At 45.0% G+C, this 15,574-nt stretch carries 17 protein-coding genes; 7 read left to right on the plus strand and 10 right to left on the minus strand.

Annotated elements, in window-relative coordinates; all coding sequences use genetic code 11:
- The first annotated feature begins 1 nt into the window (after nt 1).
- The gene (locus tag DRW07_RS13190) at nt 2–604 is read left to right on the plus strand and encodes a hypothetical protein (RefSeq protein ID WP_240630631.1); all 603 of its coding nucleotides are present in this window, start codon (nt 2–4) and stop codon (nt 602–604) included.
- Nucleotides 605–614: 10 nt separating this feature from the next.
- On the opposite strand, the gene DRW07_RS13195 is transcribed toward DRW07_RS13190, so the two are convergent.
- Nucleotides 615–2,396 (minus strand): trans-sulfuration enzyme family protein, encoded by a 1,782-nt coding sequence (locus tag DRW07_RS13195; RefSeq protein WP_124028399.1) that lies wholly within the window; start codon nt 2,394–2,396, stop codon nt 615–617.
- Nucleotides 2,397–2,488: 92 nt separating this feature from the next.
- Between DRW07_RS13195 and DRW07_RS13200 the strand changes: the two genes are divergently transcribed.
- Nucleotides 2,489–3,412: a D-2-hydroxyacid dehydrogenase gene (locus tag DRW07_RS13200; protein WP_124028400.1), complete on the plus strand. Its 924-nt coding sequence runs from the start codon at nt 2,489–2,491 to the stop codon at nt 3,410–3,412.
- Nucleotides 3,413–3,420: 8 nt separating this feature from the next.
- Here DRW07_RS13200 and DRW07_RS13205 read toward each other — a convergent pair whose 3' ends face one another.
- From DRW07_RS13205 to DRW07_RS13225, 5 genes are all read right to left on the minus strand, one after another.
- On the minus strand, nt 3,421–3,990 hold the full coding sequence (locus tag DRW07_RS13205) for a glutathione S-transferase family protein (RefSeq protein ID WP_124028401.1): 570 nt from the start codon (nt 3,988–3,990) through the stop codon (nt 3,421–3,423).
- Nucleotides 3,991–4,031: 41 nt separating this feature from the next.
- Nucleotides 4,032–4,376 (minus strand): iron-sulfur cluster insertion protein ErpA, encoded by a 345-nt coding sequence (erpA, locus tag DRW07_RS13210; protein ID WP_124028402.1) that lies wholly within the window; start codon nt 4,374–4,376, stop codon nt 4,032–4,034.
- A gap of 132 nt (nt 4,377–4,508) precedes the next feature.
- Nucleotides 4,509–5,306, minus strand: a complete 798-nt coding sequence (locus DRW07_RS13215; RefSeq protein WP_124028403.1) for a LytR/AlgR family response regulator transcription factor — start codon at nt 5,304–5,306, stop codon at nt 4,509–4,511.
- A gap of 12 nt (nt 5,307–5,318) precedes the next feature.
- Complete coding sequence (locus DRW07_RS13220; RefSeq protein ID WP_124028404.1) at nt 5,319–5,639, minus strand: DUF3718 domain-containing protein; 321 nt, start codon at nt 5,637–5,639, stop codon at nt 5,319–5,321.
- A 267-nt stretch (nt 5,640–5,906) separates the two neighbouring features.
- Nucleotides 5,907–8,159: an ATP-binding protein gene (locus DRW07_RS13225; RefSeq protein WP_124028405.1), complete on the minus strand. Its 2,253-nt coding sequence runs from the start codon at nt 8,157–8,159 to the stop codon at nt 5,907–5,909.
- Between the two features lie 261 nt (nt 8,160–8,420).
- On the opposite strand from DRW07_RS13225, the gene DRW07_RS13230 reads away from it, so the two are divergent.
- Nucleotides 8,421–8,810, plus strand: coding sequence for a DUF6746 family protein (locus DRW07_RS13230; RefSeq protein WP_124028406.1), 390 nt, complete (start codon nt 8,421–8,423; stop codon nt 8,808–8,810).
- Between the two features lie 8 nt (nt 8,811–8,818).
- Here the strand turns inward: DRW07_RS13230 and DRW07_RS13235 are convergent, their stop codons facing one another.
- Nucleotides 8,819–9,523 (minus strand): DUF6776 family protein, encoded by a 705-nt coding sequence (locus DRW07_RS13235; protein ID WP_124028407.1) that lies wholly within the window; start codon nt 9,521–9,523, stop codon nt 8,819–8,821.
- A 176-nt stretch (nt 9,524–9,699) separates the two neighbouring features.
- Between DRW07_RS13235 and DRW07_RS13240 the strand changes: the two genes are divergently transcribed.
- The 3 genes from DRW07_RS13240 to DRW07_RS18350 all read left to right on the plus strand — a co-directional run bounded on the left by DRW07_RS13240 (nt 9,700) and on the right by DRW07_RS18350 (nt 11,990).
- Nucleotides 9,700–11,280, plus strand: a complete 1,581-nt coding sequence (locus DRW07_RS13240; protein WP_124028744.1) for a chloride channel protein — start codon at nt 9,700–9,702, stop codon at nt 11,278–11,280.
- 11 nt (nt 11,281–11,291) lie between these two features.
- A complete protein-coding gene (locus DRW07_RS13245) occupies nt 11,292–11,720 on the plus strand; it encodes a CopD family protein (RefSeq protein ID WP_124028408.1) in 429 nt (142 codons plus the stop codon).
- Between the two features lie 96 nt (nt 11,721–11,816).
- Nucleotides 11,817–11,990 (plus strand): hypothetical protein, encoded by a 174-nt coding sequence (locus DRW07_RS18350; protein ID WP_165870499.1) that lies wholly within the window; start codon nt 11,817–11,819, stop codon nt 11,988–11,990.
- Here DRW07_RS18350 and DRW07_RS13250 read toward each other — a convergent pair.
- Nucleotides 11,987–12,613: a UPF0149 family protein gene (locus tag DRW07_RS13250; RefSeq protein WP_124028409.1), complete on the minus strand. Its 627-nt coding sequence runs from the start codon at nt 12,611–12,613 to the stop codon at nt 11,987–11,989. The two genes, DRW07_RS18350 and DRW07_RS13250, sit on opposite strands and share 4 nt — an antisense overlap.
- A 65-nt stretch (nt 12,614–12,678) precedes the next feature.
- On the opposite strand from DRW07_RS13250, the gene DRW07_RS13255 reads away from it, so the two are divergent.
- Nucleotides 12,679–13,857, plus strand: coding sequence for an Nramp family divalent metal transporter (locus DRW07_RS13255; protein WP_124028410.1), 1,179 nt, complete (start codon nt 12,679–12,681; stop codon nt 13,855–13,857).
- Between the two features lie 13 nt (nt 13,858–13,870).
- On the opposite strand, the gene DRW07_RS13260 is transcribed toward DRW07_RS13255, so the two are convergent.
- On the minus strand, nt 13,871–15,013 hold the full coding sequence (locus DRW07_RS13260; RefSeq protein ID WP_124028411.1) for a MalY/PatB family protein: 1,143 nt from the start codon (nt 15,011–15,013) through the stop codon (nt 13,871–13,873).
- Between the two features lie 63 nt (nt 15,014–15,076).
- A complete protein-coding gene (locus tag DRW07_RS13265) occupies nt 15,077–15,448 on the minus strand; it encodes a response regulator (protein ID WP_124028412.1) in 372 nt (123 codons plus the stop codon).
- Nucleotides 15,449–15,574: the final 126 nt, after the last annotated feature.

Below are 15,574 nucleotides of genomic sequence, written 5' to 3' on the forward strand. Positions count from 1 at the left end.
GATGACTAGACTATTTATTATCGCCGTAGCCCTTTTTGGGGTTTCACAAAGCCATGCTGTCACTAAACCCGCTCCCTTAGTGTCAATACCCACACATAATGCCTTTTTTGATGCTATCAAACAGCACTGCGGAAAAGCCTTTGAAGGCGAAGTTAGCGTGGATAACCAAGGCCCCAGCACGTTTTCCCGGGAGAAACTGGTGATGCATGTAAGAATGTGCAACGATACCCAACTGCACATCCCGTTCCACGTTGGGGATAACGCCTCACGTACCTGGATTATTACCAAAACAGGCAGTGGCCTTAGTCTGAAACACGATCACAGAAAAAGTGATGGTCACTATGACCCTGTCACTATGTACGGTGGCCACACACTGGACGCAGGTTTTGACCACATTCAATCGTTTCCGGTTGATGAGTATTCAAGGCAACTTTTTGCGCAAAAAGGACTCCCTCAGTCATTAACCAATATATGGCAAATGTATATTTATCCAGACACCTTTAGCTACAGGTTGATAAGAGAAGGACGGGAGTTTCGGGTAGACTTCGACCTGACGTCTCCTATTGCGCCGCCACCGCCGCCCTGGGGTTACGGTGACGACTAACGAAACAGACTTAGTGGTTGCCTGACAGGTAATCCGACATCGAGGGTTGCTGAGAGACGAGTTGCTGATGGACCTGCTCGTGTACACGTGCATATAAATCATCAACCTCTTCTGCTTTCATAAACTGGTCGCTAAATCCTGGTGAAACAGGATCGATATGGATTTTGGCGGTCAGCATAAAATGCGCCATTAGATTTTTTACATCATCAGTTCCCATCGCAATGCGCATGGTTGTGAGCTCAATGCCTGCTCGCTGCTGTTCTTCTCGGCTCAATTCAGAGTGAGAGGTCAGCGCAGGACACAATATGATGGTGTTGGTCTGGCCAATACTCACTTGGTGACCAAAAGCAGGCTCCAGCGCATCAAAAAACTGTGTGAATGCCTGTCTGCCAATGTCGACATTTGCCATATCAACAGTAAATAAAGCACTTGGCCAGCCATGAACATGCTGTTTTTCTACCAATCCTGTATTTTCGTGAGTGGGGATTGCATGACTGTTTACTCTGAAAGCGGGATGAGAGTGCAAAAAGGCAGTAAATACACGCGTATTGATCACCTTACTGACCATGCGTTGCGGCAAAGTTTTCATGCCGTTTAATACATCAAAAGCCTTTTCTGAGTCTAAGAAAGCCCCTTTGATGTAGTACACATCCCAAAACATGGTTTCAGACCAGTCCACACCTTTCATCGATGTGCCTTTTGGCTGGAACATGCGATGTGCTTCACCAATAACAACACCTGCCGTGGTAGCACCGCTGCCACAAATATCCTTGGTATAACTATGCACAATGTAATCAGGACGTGCGCTTGGATCTTTGTGCTGCAGAGGTTTGTGCAGCACTGGCGTAGCGAGTGTTGAATCAAGCATGACTAACGCATTTTCAGCGTGCGCCATACGAGTAATTTCGGGCACATCCAATACATAACCGTGTGGGTTACAGGGCGATTCCATATAGACATGCCACTTTGCCCCTTTAGCAATTCTGTCAGCATATTCGGCTTTCATTGTTGCCATACACTTATCAAAATCCTGTGCAGAATAGCCGTCAAACCAGACAAGCTGTATATCCAATCGGTTCTTTCTGGCCATGTAATCATGTAAGAGCTGATAGACGCCGCCGTACACGTTTCTCGATACAATCAAAATGTCGCCGTGGTGCAACACATTTGATAGTAATCCATCTATTGCGGCCATACCTGAGTTGTAGTTCCAGGCTAAATAATTTGCTGAATGTTCACCCGCCTCCATGTCAACAATAGCGTTTGCCAAGGAGATATTGGTTGGGTTAAGCAAGCGGGAATAGATTTGGTGCGTAAACTCTTTACCTTGAAAAGCATCATCCACCCACTCTGTACAGGCATATACATAGGTTGCGGTTCTCACTACAACGGGCGTTGCAGAAAAGAGCGCCGTGACATTGTCAAACAAAGGATAGTGGTGAGTGCCCTGTGTTTTGTTGTTCAGGCTTTGATAAGTCGCTCTGAACGGATTTTGAAGATTATCCAGTAATTTTGCTAACTGAAAGGACAAAAATTTCTTCGCGTTAAAATACGCAATACGATCACTCTTCGGTAATGAAGCCAACGTTTGTTGCGTGATTTCCCACAACTGGCTCAAATTGTCCTGCGCATGATATAAATTGTTAGCAACTGAGCCCAATGCTTTGCCGTAATCAGTATCAGCATCAATGCCAAAATGTTGTAACTGTTCTGCAACCAATTGACTGATATCCTGGGCATCAGTAGTGTTGCGTTTAGGCGAAAGTACACGCGCTGAAGAAGTAGAGCTCATAGGGTAACCTCACTGACTCAAAAATGAACTTAATTCGTATATATTTATTTTTTTAGAATTTAATACTTTTTTAACGAGTTTTAAACAATTATATGCAAAAAATACGCACCAGCATTTGCAGCAGAGATGCCTCTGAACTGGTCACATTGTTAGCTGATGTACCCTATATTGAGGTTGTTCAGCACGCTGAGACTGCAAATAAAATAGACACTGACTCTGTGGAGATTTTGTTGGCAAGTCCAGATTTGGCAAGCCAAATAGTCGAACGCTGCAACAACATGAAATGGTTACAATCTACCTGGGCGGGTAATGCACCTCTGCTTAAGTTGTCTAAACGTAATTACATCCTGACAGCGGTGAAAAACATCTTTACAGCGCAAATGCGTGAATATGTATTTACTTATATTTTGCATCACTTTAGAAAAGTGGAAGCGATGAAAAGTGCAACAGACTGGCAAGCTGTATTGCCCCAATACTTGGCCAATAGAACACTGGGAATTATGGGTGCAGGGAGCATTGCAGCGTCGCTATTGCCAGTGGCACAAGCCTTTTCCATGAAAGTCATCGGGTTAAATCGTTCAGGTAATGAGCATCCTGGTTATCAGAGTATGTACATACTTGAAGATAAGCAAACATTCGCAGCCCATTGTGACGCTATCGTCAACCTGTTACCTGATACGCCTTTAACCTATCACGCCATTGACGGTGACTTTTTGTCAGCCATGAAACCTGGCGGAGTTTTAATAAATGCTGGCAGAGGCGAAGCCATAGACGAGGCAGCACTGCTACATTCCCTGCAACACGATAAACCCGCACTGGCGGTACTGGATGTATTCAGACAAGAGCCATTACCTACAACCCACCCCTTCTGGCGACACCCTAAAACGATCATTACCCATCACACCGCAGCAATCAGCGACACAACAAAGGTGGCAGAGTGTTTTATAGACAACGCAAAGCGCTATCTTAACGGTGAGCCTTTACAGTATCAGTTAGATTTTGACCAAGGCTATTAAACCAGTTGTTACCTGGGGTTCGTTGCCGTGGCCTCTATACGGTCATGATGACGCTGGTGAAAGGCTTTTAGCTGCTCAAGACCCTGCAAGTCATGTAGCTCTCTGAACTCTATCCAATCGATCAAACAAAACAAACATATTGAAGGGTAGTGCCAATCGTTGAAAAAACCTTTTTCCACCAAGCGGTCAAGTTCAGACAAACTGGCTTCAATTCTGTCCCGCTGAAGTTTGAAAAACAAATCGTCACCTGTTGTATCCACATTACTACGCTGAAGCAGCAACATAGAAACAAAGCTGTCATTGGCAGCATCAATTAAAGTAAGGTGGTTTTCCTGCTCCCAATTCAACGTGGGATAGCCGAGCTTGTTGGTGAGATAGCGGAAGATGACTCTTGAATCGAAGATAATGGTATCGCCGTCTTCCAGCATGGGTATTTTCCCCGTGGGATTGACAGCGAGCAAGCGATCTCTGTCTTCGCCTGTATAAATTTGCATATCAATAAAGTCGTGCTCAGTGTTACACAACCACATTCGCAAGCGCCTAACATAGGGCGACGGGATTGAACCAAATAACTTCATAACACTGCATCCATCATTTATTGCTAAACAGGAATATTAGTTTATACGCTAAAGCTTGCACCGCAACCACATGTAGTCGTCGCATTTGGGTTATTAACCAGAAAACGTGAACCTTCCAGGTTATCAACATAATCGACAATGCCGCCAACGAGGTATTGTAAGCTCATAGGATCCACGACCAGTGTTACAGAGTCTTTTTCAATTGTCATGTCACCTTCGTTGACCTTTTCATCGAAGGTAAAGCCATACTGAAAACCACTACAACCGCCTCCGGTTACATACACTCTAAGCTTTAACTCTGGGTTTTCCTCTTCACTAACCAGAGCTTTCACTTTTGCCGCTGCGGCATCAGAAAACTCAATGGGTAAGGCTGTTTCTACACTCATGTACAATCTGCTGGTAAAACTGAATGGCAACATTATCTAATACCCGAGTAATTCAATCAAGTATTACACTAGATGAGCTCCTCAGACTGTCATTGCTTCGGTAAGGGGTGATGGTTAGCGGCTTTACCTCAGCTACGGTGAAACCATGTCGAGTGTATGGCGATACCGACGGCCCACTTTAACCTGATGATCACCTTGGATATTGGCTTGTAGCCCACCATTATGGCACTGGGTAAAGCCTTTAACATTGGCCAGATTCACAATAACGCTTCGACTGACACGCTTGAAAGTATCGCCGCACAGCTCATTTTCAAACTGCTTTAGTGGTCGGCATACTATGTGCGAACCGGATTGAGTGTATATACACACATAGTCCCCCGCTGCTTCAAACCATAGAATTTCTTCCAGATTAAGTCGGATCCAGTCACTGCCTGATTTAACGCATAGCGTGGAACACAATTCATTTAGACTACTGCTTTTGAGGTTTTCCAGAGCAGACAAAAATGCCGCTATCGACATACCATTTTTCCTGCGCAGAAGTGCATCAATTCTATCGTTTTGTTGCTTTGCTGCACGTAATGAAACCAGCTGAGCAAAATGGTCTAAACAACGATGCAATCGAGCACTTGAAAGTGGGAGTGGAAGAAAGTCTGTTGCCCCCAAAGACAGTAACTCACTGGCACGCTCTTTCAACTCTGACACAACAACAACCTGAACAAAATCCGATGCATTTTTCACATGATGCAAGACGTCATCCCCTGAAAGGAAAAGGACACTGCTGTCTGCGTTTTGTTTATCGATGCACTGCTCAACAGCTTCAAACGATGCTGCAACCTTAATCTGAAACTGTTGAGCGGAATCGACACAAGCAATTTGTGTTGCCAGTGTTTCTGACTCTTTACCCAGAAGAACTGCATCAATATCGGGCATGAAATAGTGCCTCTAACGTTTTGCGACTACTTGACTCATATCCAACCCTGCACGCTTGGCAATATAGTTGGCGGTATCACTTGCGCCGTTAAGCAACGCATATTCGTGTGCATTTTGACCATTACACTTCAATCCTGTGACAACATCGTCATAGTCAAAATGTGCTTTCCTGATAATCTTCTTTAAAGCTAGCTTATCGTCGTTTTTCAACGCGTGACAAACTGAAACTAATTGTTTCTCCAGATACTTCGGCATGCCGACATCAGCAGAAGCCTGAGTACTTAAACCAATTGTAAATAGTGATGATATAGCGATTGCGGCAAACTTTTTCATAATAAAACCCTTTACTTGTCGTTTTCCCAGTCGCCCAATGTTGGGCACCTGTATTAATAGTCGCGAAAGAAAGCAAAACTGCTTACTAAAAACCGACAAAGTACAGGCTCACTCGACGAAGCGACAAAAAGTGGATTTTTTCTGATAAATGGACGTATTGAGCAGCATTTTGCCGTCAAATACTCATATTTTGTTACATACATCCTATTTTTATTTAATAGATGCCGGAAAATTAGGATAAAAATTAAAGCGCGAACGCGCGCAGTTTTACTCGCTATCTCGCTTTTCTGATGCAAATGCAAGTAACATTGAAAACAAATCGGCCTTTATAACTGGCTTACTCACGACACCGTTAAAACCGACCTCGGAATAGAGTTTTAAATCTTCTTTCATGACATTTGCAGTAAACGCATACACAGGCGTACTGCTGTCACGTTGCCTGATGTATTTGCAGGCTTCCACACCTCCCATAACGGGCATATTGATATCACATAGCACAAGGTCATAGACATCTTGCGCTATTGCTTCAACCAACAAGGCACCATTATCCACAATGTCCAAGTCAGCATTAGTTTCAGCTAACATTGCGCCAATAAGAATTTGATTGAGTTCGTTATCTTCAGCAATAACTATCCGCATGCCTGTCAAATCTGGCACCTCTGAACCTTCTGACTTTTGCTCATTACCCTGAACATTTATGCGTTGGAAAGGGAATACCAGTCTAAAGCAGGTTCCCCGGTTCGGTTCACTTGTGACGGAAATTTCGCCTTCCATCAAATGTGTCAGTTGTTTAACTATCGACAACCCAAGTCCTGTCCCACCGTATTTTCGAGTAACAGACGCATCAGCCTGAACGAAAGGTGTAAACAACTTGCTGACCTGCTCTTGGGTCATACCAATGCCAGGATCTTCAACACTGAGCTCAAGGGAGGAATCCTGCTTTAAGCCTACCTTAACGGTAATGGTTCCCGCTTTAGTAAATTTGACCGCATTACTGAGCAAATTTGACACCACCTGCCTAAGTCTTGTTGGATCAGTCATATAAGATCCGCGAGCAAATGGGTCGCAAACCACGCAAAAGTCAACTGCCTGCTTCTCTTGATTGAGTAATGTGTATTCGTTAATGATCTGGTCAACTAACTGACAGACATCTACAGGTATATACTCAAGCTCAATCTTGCCTTCGTCTATCTTGGTATAGTCTAAAATATCGTTGATTATTCCTAACAAGGACTTTGCACTGTCCAACGACTTTTCAGCAATATCACGGCCTTGCTTTGAGAGCACTTCCTCCAACAAGATTTGCAGCCCTCCCATAATACCGTTCAATGGTGTTCTAATCTCGTGTGACATGTTGGCCAAAAATTGGGACTTAGCCTGTGTTGCTGCATCTGATTTTTCTTTCGCCTGCTGCAACAGCTGGCGTTTTTCTACGTCGGAGGTTACATCCATATTCACCCCAACAATTTGTACGAGATTTTCCTCGTCATCATAAATGTTGGTCGCTGCGGCTTTGACATACCGCACACCGCCATTTGGCACTTTTATACGAAACTGAGAAACAAAGGATTCACCAGTCTCCATAGAACGCGTAAACTCGGCACTCGCTTGTTCAAGGTCTTCATCCAAGACTGCATTCGACCAATCATCAAATGTTCCCGTGAAATCCGCTTTTCTTACGCCATATAAGTCCAGCATATTTTCATCCCAAATAAGCTTTTGCGACTTCACATCGTATTCCCAAATACCTATTCCAGAGAGTTCTAATGCTAATGCGGTACGTTGCGATAATTTCTTTTTCTCAAGGTGTTCCCTCTGCTCATCGGTAATATCTTTAAAGGTGCCATAACGTCGCGAAACTACGCCATCACGCTTTTCAGTGAACCCTCTGGCATTAACCATAATTTCATGGCCTTTTGCCGTAACAAAAGGCAGATTTAAATTATAGGGTTTCCCTGTACTTTCCTGCTGCTCCAACGCGGCCATTAATGTGGGAATTGCTTTTTCTGGATAAAAAGAGAGGGCTTCCTGAATTATCGGCTGATAAGTCTCTTTATCTGTTTCATGAATTTCATGGATCTTCGCCGACCAGTGCGCCACATCGCCGTCAGATGCCAGCTCCCAAACGCCCGTACCTGTGACTTGTTCCAAGATGTCTAAGAATGCTTCTTGCTGCTTAAATGCTGAAATGTCTTTACCTATCCAATACAAAGACGTCGACGTTGTATCAAATTGAATGCTCCATGAAATATAGATATCTCGATTGGATTGAGAATTTAGTCTTAACGTGACAGTCGTGCTTGTATTTTTTTCATTGATTGATGCCAAGCAGCGTGTCAGCAGATTGGTATCTTGTGCGTGGACGATATCTTTAATATTAGTGCTTTGTGGCGTATCAGAAAGCGTGAAACGCTGTTTAATATAATTATTGCAGGTCATTATGCCCCCAGATGCATCTGTCACTAGCATGGGTTCATCAGACAATTCAAAAAAGCGCGTGAGCGAAAAAACGTGATCCATAGAGAAAAAACAACCCTTTAAATAATGTGCTTACCTGCACACTCAGCGTGATACATCATAGCGTTTTTAAGTATAGGTGTGTTTTGATATCTCGCACTAATATATGGAATTTATCACTGCAACCATTGCTGTAAGCAAAAGCCAAAGAAAATGACTTATTGATAATAATTATTATTACCAATAAACTACCCATTTATCATTAGCTGTTGTGAGTGACTTTCAACCACTACAGAGTCACGTTTGCCACGAATAAGGAAAATAATGAAACAACTCATCACGTTATCTTTAGCAACAGGGCTTCTTTTATCAGCTTCAGCTTATGCCGAAGAAAAGTACGATCACTTCCCATCTCTTGAAGCACCTGACGTTGCGACAGCGCTTTGCAATATTCAAACTTATAATGAAAAATTGGCAGCACTCACGTCTGCGGAAAACATCGATACTGCAAGTATGGTGAAAATTCACGAATTAACCTACACCTTGGAGAATGCGCTGGCCCGGCTGAAAACCACCATAGCGGAAACAGCACAGGCGCTGGAAGAAGTGCACCTGGCGTCAGAAAGTATAAAAGCAGACGTGATAAAAAAATCAGCAAAAACCTACTTTTCAGGTACCGAAGCCCTGTTAGCGAAACACCATTGCCAACAATGAGCTAGGGGTTACTGCGATGATTGGCCTTCTTCGTTATCCAGCCCTTTTGAAGGCCAGGGAATTTCCTGACTATACTGCTCTCGTACGCGTTTATATTGCATCACGCTCGACGAAAATCGCAAAGCCACTGGCACTGCATCGCCAGGCAGTGTAAAGGATTGGCTGACTTGCTGAAAAAATTTAAAGCGATAATCAATATTGTCTAACAAAATTGGCGTGGTTTGACCCTCAACGACAAGCTCCACTTTCAACTTGCCTGATATTGTCGATTTTTGTGTACGGGGCTGTAACAATACCAGTTCAATGTTAATGGTGTTCGCTGTTTCAGCCGACCATCGGGCCTGCATTAAGTCGACTGACAACAGTTTTTGAGACAACTCAGGTGCCATTACATGCTGATAAAATGCAACTTGCTCTTCACAGGCAGACAGCGTTTGTCGTTCTTCATATTTTGCTTCCTGAGTGAGCTGCAACTGTGAATCACAAACACTTTGTCGCGCATTCAGTTCATTAACCTGCTGGGTGATGACATGATTTTCAGCATTGAGTGCCGCAACGTTGCCTTTCAACAAGGTAATTTCAGCTCTTAGTTTATTGCGCTCTGACTCAGCAAGCTGATAACCCACCCAAAGCGTAAATAAGAGCGCAACAAATAAGCCAGACCAGCGGTATCGCTTGTCTGTAATACGCGAATGTTGAGCAGAACCAGGCATGCTTAAGTCTTTCTCTTTACTGTCATTTTTTGATAAGGTGAAGACAGCTTAAGGAATTAGTCTCAGTGTCTCAACCTTTAACCTTCATTCAGTCACTTCGCAATCAGCTTGCTCAGCCTCACACGAGCGCGCATGTGTGCGCCTTGGGCATTGTTGGCGGCTTATGTGCCGCGTCAATGATTATATTGTTCCGGCTAGGCATTGAATGGTTTCAAAGTATGCTTCTGAACTCGCAAGGCGATTTTAGCAATGCGCCATTTTGGCAGCGATTTATCATGCCGTTAGTCGGTGTTTTCTGCATACTTATTGTGGCTAAACTAACCGGGTTCAAGCATTATCGATTGGGTATTCCCTTTGTAATTCATCGCATAAAGACGCATTTTGGATTGATTCCGCTTCGTGCAACCATCAACCAATTTTTTGGCGGAATGTTTGCACTGGCCTCCGGTTTTGTTGTGGGTCGTGAAGGCCCTTCGGTGCACTTGGGCGCGGCAAGCAGCAGCTTTTTGGGCCAGTGGTTAAGGCTTCCCTACAACAGCATTCGCATACTGGCGGGCTGCGGCATTGCAGCGGGTATCTCAGCGTCCTTTAACACCCCCTTGGCAGCAGTGATCTTCGTTATGGAGGTTGTGCTTAGGGAATACCGTATTCATATATTTGTGCCCGTTATGCTAGCGGCTGCCTGTGGGTCAGTAATGACCAGGATAGTCTTCGGTGATGCACATGAATTGTACTTTTTTTCTTTTGCTGCCTTTAGCCAGTGGATGTATGCATATTTAATTGTTTTTGGTGTTGCACTCGGGGCGCTGGCGACATTGTTTAATCGCCAGTTAATGCGTGTGATGCGACTGTTCAGGCCGGTTGGGATGGTCTGGCGGCTTATACTCGCAGCGCTTATTACAGGTACTGCGGGGCTCTTTTTACCAGACGCGATGAGCGCAGATTTTGATTCAGTGCGACGCCTGTTCGACAGCAACCCAGACGCCATACTGATTGCCCTTCTATTGGTTGTAAAAATGTTACTGGCGATCACAGCGATCGGTCTTGGTATTCCAGGCGGTATTATCGGCCCGGTTATGCTCATTGGCATGTTAGCTGGCGCATTGCTTCTCAGTCCTCTGGCAGCCTGGCTAGACATACCTGACTACATCAGTAGTTTTGCTCTGCTAGGACTAGCAGGTATGCTCACGGCAGTGCTTCACGCCCCACTTGCTGCTCTCACTGCAGTGATGGAGTTGTCTTACAGTCCACAAATTATTGTGCCTGCCATGTTCGTTATTGTACCGGCCTATGTAACCTCGACGCAGTTTTTCAAAAATCGTTCAGTGTTTCTCCAGCAGCTGGATTATCAGAAGCTAACCTACGCAGTCAATCCAATAAGAGAAACGCTAGAAAAAGTCGGTGTACTCTCTGTAATGGAGACCCAATTTAAACAGTTTCACGACGCACCACAAAAAGCCATTGCAGATTATTTGGCAGAACACCCCACAGATATTGTTGTGCAGAGACACAGCTTTGAACTTGCCGCCAACTTTAAGCTGGCGCAGTTCGATACATCACTCGACCACGATGCGGACGCGATTGTTTTTGTTGATTTGGCCGGCATAAGTGCGCAAACCACATTAGCTGAAGCTTATGACAAAATGAAAAATCAACGGGCTGGTGCGGTCTATATCTACGATACCAACCCTGATGAGGTTATGGGTGTACTCTCTTGGGCCCAAGTACAAAAGCACCTTCATCAGGGACAAATTTAAAGGACACATTCATGACCCTACTTTGGCTTAAGGCGCTTCACCTATTTTTTATGTTGGCTTGGATGGCAGGGCTATTTTATTTGCCGAGGTTGTTTGTCTATCATGCCAGCACCGACAATCAAGCGGTCAAAGATGCTTATAAAGTGATGGAAAGACGGCTGTTTTGGTTTGTATCGCCGTTTGCCTTGTTAACACTCCTTTTTGGCTTAGCGCTTATTCACATGTACGGTATACACTGGTTCAAGGCTTCTGGCTGGTTGCATATGAAGCTGCTTCTGTTGGTTTTAATTTACGCCTACTATTTTTATCTGTATTTCTTGATGAAAGATTTCGCTGCAGATACCAATAAACACAGCAGTAAATTTTATCGTATTTTAAACGAAGCCCCCGTTTTGATTATTCTCGCCATAGTCATCCTCGCTGTTGTTAAACCTTTTTAAGGGTCGGCATAGCAAATCGCCCATCCTTTGCTAAAATTTAAAGAACAGGGGGTGGAGGATGTACCTGTCGGTTTAACTTTTACTTGCGGAGGCAACATGGATGTAAGTAATGAACACCTCAAATCACTGTTAGAACAGACTGACCGAGCATTTAAGGCCTTGTTACGGGAGCCAGATTCTCACGAGCTTAACAACCAATACGAACTCGCAAAGCGTCAGCTGAATTCTTATGTCATGGACGTTAGAAGGCGTCTAGGCGATGACCACTAGCGCAGCTTGTTTGCTGGTTCGCTAGTCAGCTCGAATTGGCCGGGTAATGTTCCGGCGAGTTCGCCAGCAAGCGCTACATAATCCTGTAAAAGACTCGTTAATTGCGATGTTAGCACTGGCAGGTTCTCAATCAACTGGTCTTTTTTGTCATCTGGTGACGCTTTTAATGCAGCATCCGCATCAGCTAGCAAAGAAAAACATTTTATACAACGGGTTAGACGCGAAACTGCATCGTCAATTTGCCGGTTATTCCATGCCACTTGCCATTCTGGTTCACATTGCTGGTGCGCAAACATCAATCCTGACAACCAGTTTTCTAAGGTTGTCCGTTTGGTTTTGTCGGCATCCCACTTGCACTCTACTGGTAGCCTAATTTGATTGTTGCGCATGGTATCGAGTTGCCAGCGCAACTGCCCCATTAATGCGTCAGCCAATGCATCCGCCTGATGACTGTCTAAAGACGATGCAGCAGAAGACAAGGTCCATGGCATCCATTTTTCAGGCATAGGGATTTCGGGGGAGGCACTCACACCAAATACAAGGCCCGCAACAAAACTACCGGGCATCAGTGTTCTTTTGTTTTCAGCTTGATGAATAAAAACCGTTAATTCTGGACTTAGCATTAGACATTCCGAATGTTCGGGTACAGGATGAGCTGACAGACAAATAAAGTCAACGTTAGGATGACATGATGAAAAACAAGACTGGTTTAATCATTGCTGCGGCTTTTATTGGGCCGGGCACAGTAACAACGGCAAGTATGGCTGGCGCACAAATGGGGCTGCACCTCGCATGGGCACTCATTTTTTCTGTTGTTTCCACTGTAGTGTTACAGGATATGGTAATTCGACTTGGCTTTGCCACGCGACAAGGATTAAGTGAAGCGATACTGGCCGTATTTAGTCACCCTCTCGCCAAAGGTGTCGCTGGACTGTTGGTGCTTGCAGCAATCGGCGTTGGCAATGCAGCTTATCAAAGTGGAAACTTGACGGGCGCAGGGTTGGGTTTAGCCTCACTAGGGACCGGCACAGCGGCCCAATCTGCCGGGTTAATAGGTGGTCTAGCGCTTGCGCTTTTGTTTTCAGGTTCATACAAGTACATAGAGCGGGTACTGGTTGCCTTAGTTATCATAATGTCCCTTGTCTTTGTCACCACACTGTTTTTTGCCTCACCAGATTGGGCGGTACTTTTTTCTCAGCTGTTATCCCCCTCGCTGTCTACCCATTCTTTATCACTCGCGTTGGCCCTTATTGGCACGACCATAGTGCCCTACAATCTGTTTTTGCACGCCAGCTTAACTGCACACTCTAATGCAACTGACAGTCAACCGTTGATTCAAACACGAAAAGACAGTGCGCTTGCCATTACCATAGGCGGTTTAATTACTCTGGTGATCATGACGACAGCCGCTATGACATTTTTTACTCAGGGTGAGCCGCTATCCGCTGACAATATCGGAAAGCAGCTAGAGCCAGTCTTAGGTCAATATGCGACAACCTTCTTTTCCCTTGGCCTGTTTGCCGCTGGACTCACCAGTGCAATAACAGCGCCACTCGCCGCCGGTTATGCGCTAAGTGGCTTGTTCGGCTGGCAGAGCACCTTATCAAGTGCAGGCTTTCGATTCATTGTCACTACCATCATTTTAACGGGTACCCTTTTTGCGGTTTTTGGTACGCAGCCTCTAACTATGATTTTAGTGGCTCAAGTGACCAATGCACTGTTGCTGCCGCTGGTCGTTGCCTTGCTAATTGGAGTAATGAACCGTCACCAGGCATTAAGCCAGTTGAGGAACCCCCAGTGGCTTAATATCGTGGCGCTAATTTGCCTAACGGTTATTACTGTACTTGCCTTTTACAAACTGATGTAAGCCACATTATGGCTTACGCCTTAGATAATCGGTCAAGCGCTAACGTTAAGTCGTCTCTGCCACAGGCAAAGTTGAGCCTAAAGCAATGTTTCCAGCCAAAGTCAGCACCCGGTGAAGGCCCAACGCCTCTCTCTTCACACCAGTCTTGCACGTTATCGACGCCAAGCCCTGACGCATCAATCCAGGCGAGAAAGGTGGCCTCTGCTGGGTATATCGTCAGCCCAGGGATCTTATCGATAGCATCTCTGACTAGGGCCCTGTTTTCTCGCAGATACGTCAGTTGTTGCTCATACCACTCATCACACTGCGTGAACGCTGCTTCTGTAGCCACTAAACCAAGGATATTTGCCCAAGGCTCTATGCCCGCGGCAGCCTGATTAAAACGTCGACGCAAAGTAGCATCAGGGATAATGGCAAAAGAGGTACCTAAACCCGCAATGTTGAACGTTTTACTCGCTGCCATCAGGGTAATACTATTGTCAGCCAATGCTGGGTGTGCAGAGGCCGGTAAATGCGTCGTGCCCTCGTCCAAAATAAGGTCACAGTGAATTTCATCACTACACAAAGTGACCTGGTATTTTTGGCAGATTGTCGCCACCCTATCTAATTCAGACTGTGTCATCGCCGTCCCAACTGGATTCATTGGGTTACATAAAATCATCAAATGTGTATCAGGGTTTGATGCTTCAGCTTCTAATTGATCAAAGTCAAGCGTGAGGCGGCCATCAACCATGCGTGTCTGAATGCTGACTTTTTCCAAATTGTGAAGCCCGGGAGCAGCACGCAGCGGCGGGTAGTTTGGCTCCTGAATGAGCACTCTACCTTTGCCCTCATCGCCATGACCAAATCCAATGCATGCCACATTAAAAGCAGGAACAACGCCAGGCGTCCACACTATCCATTCTGGTTTAATCTGCCAGTTGTGGCGTCTGCGTAGCCAACTCACCACGGCGTCACTGGCAGGCGAGTATTGCGCAGGAAGTGTGTATCCCAGTACGCCGTGTTGAATACGTGATGTCAGTGCATCAAGAATTGGTTGAGCACAGGCAAACTCGCTGTCGGCTACCCACATGGGTAGGATATCTTTGCCTTTGTATTTTTCCCATTTAAATGAAAATGTGGGTTTTCTGTTGGGTAATTGAGGAAATGTCGCCATTGATTCAGTCTGCTAATGAATTTGTGTAAAGAGTAACAACTGGACGTCTAGATGGCCACTAATTTATTTCAACAGGGTTTTCACTTTTTGCAACAGGTCATCCGTTTTAAACGGCTTCACAATAAAGCCATTAGCGCCAAACCGCTTAGCCTCCACGGCTACTTCGCGAGTGCCCTCAGCCGAAACAAGCATTACAGGTGTTTTAATTTGCTGTCTGCGCATGTAGGCCAAGATCTCTATGCCAGTATAACCCGGCATTTGCACATCGGTGATCACCAAATCTAACCGCCCGGCTTTAGGATCGGTAAGAAATGATTTAGCCATTCGGCTATCCTGAAAACTGTATACCGTCACGTCAAGGCTTTCCTCTAGCGCAGAAACTATGATGTCTAAGGTAATACTGTCATCATCAATGACAACTATGGTATGGCTCATAGGGGTGTATAGGTATTTGTGGATTCGTTTCAATATACAAGCAATTAGACCAAATCGAAATGTTCTAAATCAAAAAAGGCGCCACAATAAGGGGCGCCCTTTTGAATAACGTACTTATGAGACGAT

It is taken from the genome of Paralteromonas sediminis, assembly GCF_003820355.1.
GTDB lineage: Bacteria > Pseudomonadota > Gammaproteobacteria > Enterobacterales > Alteromonadaceae > Alteromonas_F > Alteromonas_F sediminis.

Bases quoted from the DNA above. Each gene is read 5' to 3' on its own strand.
- DRW07_RS13190 (WP_240630631.1), top strand. From the start codon at position 2: ATGACTAGACTATTTATTATCGCCGTAGCCCTTTTTGGGGTTTCACAA.
- DRW07_RS13255 (WP_124028410.1), top strand. From the start codon at position 12,679: ATGATGAAAAACAAGACTGGTTTAATCATTGCTGCGGCTTTTATTGGG.
- erpA (WP_124028402.1), bottom strand. From the start codon at position 4,376: ATGAGTGTAGAAACAGCCTTACCCATTGAGTTTTCTGATGCCGCAGCG.
- DRW07_RS13220 (WP_124028404.1), bottom strand. From the start codon at position 5,639: ATGAAAAAGTTTGCCGCAATCGCTATATCATCACTATTTACAATTGGT.
- DRW07_RS13205 (WP_124028401.1), bottom strand. From the start codon at position 3,990: ATGAAGTTATTTGGTTCAATCCCGTCGCCCTATGTTAGGCGCTTGCGA.
- DRW07_RS13225 (WP_124028405.1), bottom strand. From the start codon at position 8,159: ATGGATCACGTTTTTTCGCTCACGCGCTTTTTTGAATTGTCTGATGAA.
- DRW07_RS13230 (WP_124028406.1), top strand. From the start codon at position 8,421: ATGAAACAACTCATCACGTTATCTTTAGCAACAGGGCTTCTTTTATCA.
- DRW07_RS13215 (WP_124028403.1), bottom strand. From the start codon at position 5,306: ATGCCCGATATTGATGCAGTTCTTCTGGGTAAAGAGTCAGAAACACTG.
- DRW07_RS13250 (WP_124028409.1), bottom strand. From the start codon at position 12,613: ATGCTAAGTCCAGAATTAACGGTTTTTATTCATCAAGCTGAAAACAAA.
- DRW07_RS13265 (WP_124028412.1), bottom strand. From the start codon at position 15,448: ATGAGCCATACCATAGTTGTCATTGATGATGACAGTATTACCTTAGAC.
- DRW07_RS13235 (WP_124028407.1), bottom strand. From the start codon at position 9,523: ATGCCTGGTTCTGCTCAACATTCGCGTATTACAGACAAGCGATACCGC.
- DRW07_RS13260 (WP_124028411.1), bottom strand. From the start codon at position 15,013: ATGGCGACATTTCCTCAATTACCCAACAGAAAACCCACATTTTCATTT.
- DRW07_RS13200 (WP_124028400.1), top strand. From the start codon at position 2,489: ATGCAAAAAATACGCACCAGCATTTGCAGCAGAGATGCCTCTGAACTG.
- DRW07_RS13240 (WP_124028744.1), top strand. From the start codon at position 9,700: ATGATTATATTGTTCCGGCTAGGCATTGAATGGTTTCAAAGTATGCTT.
- DRW07_RS18350 (WP_165870499.1), top strand. From the start codon at position 11,817: ATGGATGTAAGTAATGAACACCTCAAATCACTGTTAGAACAGACTGAC.
- DRW07_RS13245 (WP_124028408.1), top strand. From the start codon at position 11,292: ATGACCCTACTTTGGCTTAAGGCGCTTCACCTATTTTTTATGTTGGCT.
- DRW07_RS13195 (WP_124028399.1), bottom strand. From the start codon at position 2,396: ATGAGCTCTACTTCTTCAGCGCGTGTACTTTCGCCTAAACGCAACACT.